Annotated in this window: 2 protein-coding genes; both read left to right on the forward strand. The window is 49.5% G+C overall.

Going from position 1 to position 3,061, the window contains the following annotated elements; translation table 11 throughout:
* The coding region (locus tag ACLQ7H_RS04560) for a YchE family NAAT transporter (RefSeq protein WP_411751643.1) at window positions 1–537 on the forward strand (537 nt) is incomplete at its 5' end.
* Window positions 538–1,216: 679 nt separating this feature from the next.
* Entirely contained in the window at window positions 1,217–2,854 is a 1,638-nt protein-coding gene (locus ACLQ7H_RS04565) for an ABC transporter substrate-binding protein (protein WP_411751644.1), read from the forward strand.
* The last annotated feature ends 207 nt before the right edge of the window (window positions 2,855–3,061 follow it).

Here is a 3,061-nt window from a genome sequence, read left to right on the forward strand (position 1 = left end):
TATCAGGCCGAGGTCGGGCGTAACAAAACCAACCTGACGGCTAACCTGTCGGTGGCAATTATTTTGTGGACCTCGCTGTTCCTGGGTGAGGGTATATTGCGTATGTTCGGCATTTCCATCGATTCTTTCCGTATTGCCGGCGGTATCCTGGTAGTGTCCATCGCCATGTCGATGATCAGCGGCAAGCTGGGTGAAGACAAGCAGAACAAGCAGGAAAAGTCAGAGAGCGCAATCCGCGAAAGCATCGGGGTCGTTCCCTTGGCGTTGCCGTTAATGGCCGGGCCAGGTGCCATCAGTTCCACCATCGTCTGGAGCTCTCGCTATCACAGTTGGCAGAACCTGTTAGGTTTTACCGTGGCGATCGCCTTATTCGCTTTCTGTTGTTGGCTTTTGTTCCGGGCAGCTCCCCTGCTGGTGCGTCTGCTGGGGCAAACCGGCATCAACGTCATTACCCGTATCATGGGGTTGTTGTTAATGGCGCTGGGGATCGAATTTATTGTCACCGGGATCAAAGCCATTTTCCCTGGGTTGTTATAACCTTAATAAAGCCGCGGACAATCCTGTTTACGGCTTAAGTTATTTTTAATTTTTCAAATTATCTCAACCGATGCATTATTAAAGTGCATAACCTGCCTGCTTTTCATTCTATTGCCCCACCCTGTGGCACAAATTTCACTTTATCGGTTGATAAAGCACCAAGATGTTATTTTCTCCACTTTTAACATCCGCGTGGCGGGGGTTTTTGTCTCCCTATGGGAAAACTGTTGTTAATTTAATCACATCATTCTGTAGGGCTTGTCTCCGTTTCACACAGGTGTTATTAGTGATTAACCACGCATAGGCAGGTGTTTATTCTCTGAATGGCATTTTTGTTAACTGAATGTTTCTTTTGAGTGGTTTTTTCCATCCTGGATGAATAGGTTAAAAGTTGAACCGTGATTTTACCAACAAAATCATGAGATTAATCTCTGCTTAAACGAATGGGAAGGCTAGGTGTCTGTAGGGCTATGGGTCAATAAAAGAGAAATGCTTAACATTTCTGTAAAAATTATTGGCTATGAATTTTTGCTTCTGCTAATTTCCGAGCAACTTATCAGAAGGAAAAATCTCATCTTTGGCGCGCCGGGTAGGAATGATTCTTGCTGGTATCCGTTTATTTAGCATGCATGATAACTATTTCACAATTATTGCTTAGCAGTGAAAAGGAGCCTGTACTATGCCGCAAACCACGAAGCATCAACCGTTGGCCATTATCATCGCCGCCGTGTTGGGGATGATCGCCAGCCAAAACCTGCAGGCTGTAGAGGTTCCGGCCGGTGTGCAATTGGCACCCCTTCAGCGCATGGTGATCAACAACGGTTCGGAAGTCGCTTCATTGGATCCGCATAAGGTCGAAGGAACGCCTGAAAGCAATATTATCCTCAACCTGCTAGAAGGGTTGGTCAGCACTGATGCCAATGGCCATCTGGCTCCTGCGGTGGCGGAAAGCTGGGAAAATACCGATTACCAGACGTGGACCTTCCACCTGCGTCCAGGGGCGGTATGGAGTGATGGCTCTCCGGTGACTGCACAGGATTTCGTTTACAGCTGGCAGCGTCTGGCAGATCCCAAAACCGGCTCTCCTTATGCCAGTTACCTGCAATACGCCAGAATTGAAAATATTGACGCCATTCTTACCGGCAAAAAAACGGCTCAGTCGCTTGGCGTCAGCGCCATTGATGATAAAACGTTGAAGGTGACGCTCAGCGAGCCGGTGCCTTATTTTGTCAGTATGCTTTCCCATACCTCAATGAAGCCGGTGAAACAATCCGTAGTCGAGAAATTTGGCGACAAGTGGACATTGCCACAGAACTACGTGGGCAACGGGGCTTATCGTTTATCCCAGTGGGTCGTCAACGAACGTATCGTGCTCGAACGCAGCCCGAGCTACTGGGATAATAAGCAAACGGTGATCGAGAAGGCCACGTTCCTGCCGTTGTCCTCCGAGGTCAGCGACATTAACCGTTACCGTAGCGGCGAAATCGATATTACCAATAGTGCTATTCCGCCAAATCTGTACGCCAAAATGAAGAGCGAGATCCCAGAACAGCTACACGTTAACCCTTACCTGTGCACCTTCTATTATGAGATCAACAATCAGCGTGCGCCGTTTACCGACGAGCGTGTGCGTTCGGCAGTCAAATTGACGCTGGATCGCGACATCATTGCCAACAAGATCATGGGCCAGGGCCAAATCCCTGCCTACAGCTTTACGCCAACCTTTACCGAAGGGGGCAAGTTCAGCCAGCCTGAATGGGCAGGGTGGACGCAGGAAAAACGCAACGAAGAAGCGAAGAAGTTACTGGCGCAGGCCGGGTTCACCGCTGAAAATCCACTTAAGTTTACCCTGCTGTACAACACCTCCGATCAAAATAAGCAGCAGGCTATTGCCGCTGCCTCAATGTGGAAGAAGAACCTGGGTGCACAGGTCACACTGCAAAATCAGGAATGGAAAACCTCGCTGCAGAGCCGTCATGAAGGGCAGTTTGATGTGGCCCGTGCCACCTGGTGTGGGGATTACAACGAACCGAGCGCGTTTCTGAATATGCTGCTTTCCAACAGCAGTAATAACACCTTCTTCTATAAAAGCCCCGCCTTCGATGCTCTGATGGCCAGCACCTTGCAGGCACCGGACGCCGCTGCACGCAGTGCCATTTATCAGCAGGCAGAGACCTTGCTGGACAAAGATTCTGCGCTGATACCGGTCTATTATCGGGTCAGTGCGCGCCTGGTCAAACCTACGGTTGGCGGTTTCACCGGCAAAGACCCACAAGACTATATCGATCTGAAAAACTTTTACATCATCAAACAGTAATCAAGGGTATTACCGGCGGTGATAGCGGCCGGTAATACACAGGAAAGGCAGCGCCGTTTCGTTCCACGGTGCCCAGCCAAAACAACCACCCGGTTAACGGGCTACGCAGCTCCCACGACGGAGTTGTGATAATAAAAACTGGAGTTTATACACATGACCAACATCACGAAGAAGTCCCTGCTGGCAGCAGGCATTATTGCGGCGCTA

Origin of the sequence: Serratia sp. (in: enterobacteria) (genome assembly GCF_046715635.1) — a bacterium.
GTDB lineage: Bacteria > Pseudomonadota > Gammaproteobacteria > Enterobacterales > Enterobacteriaceae > Chania.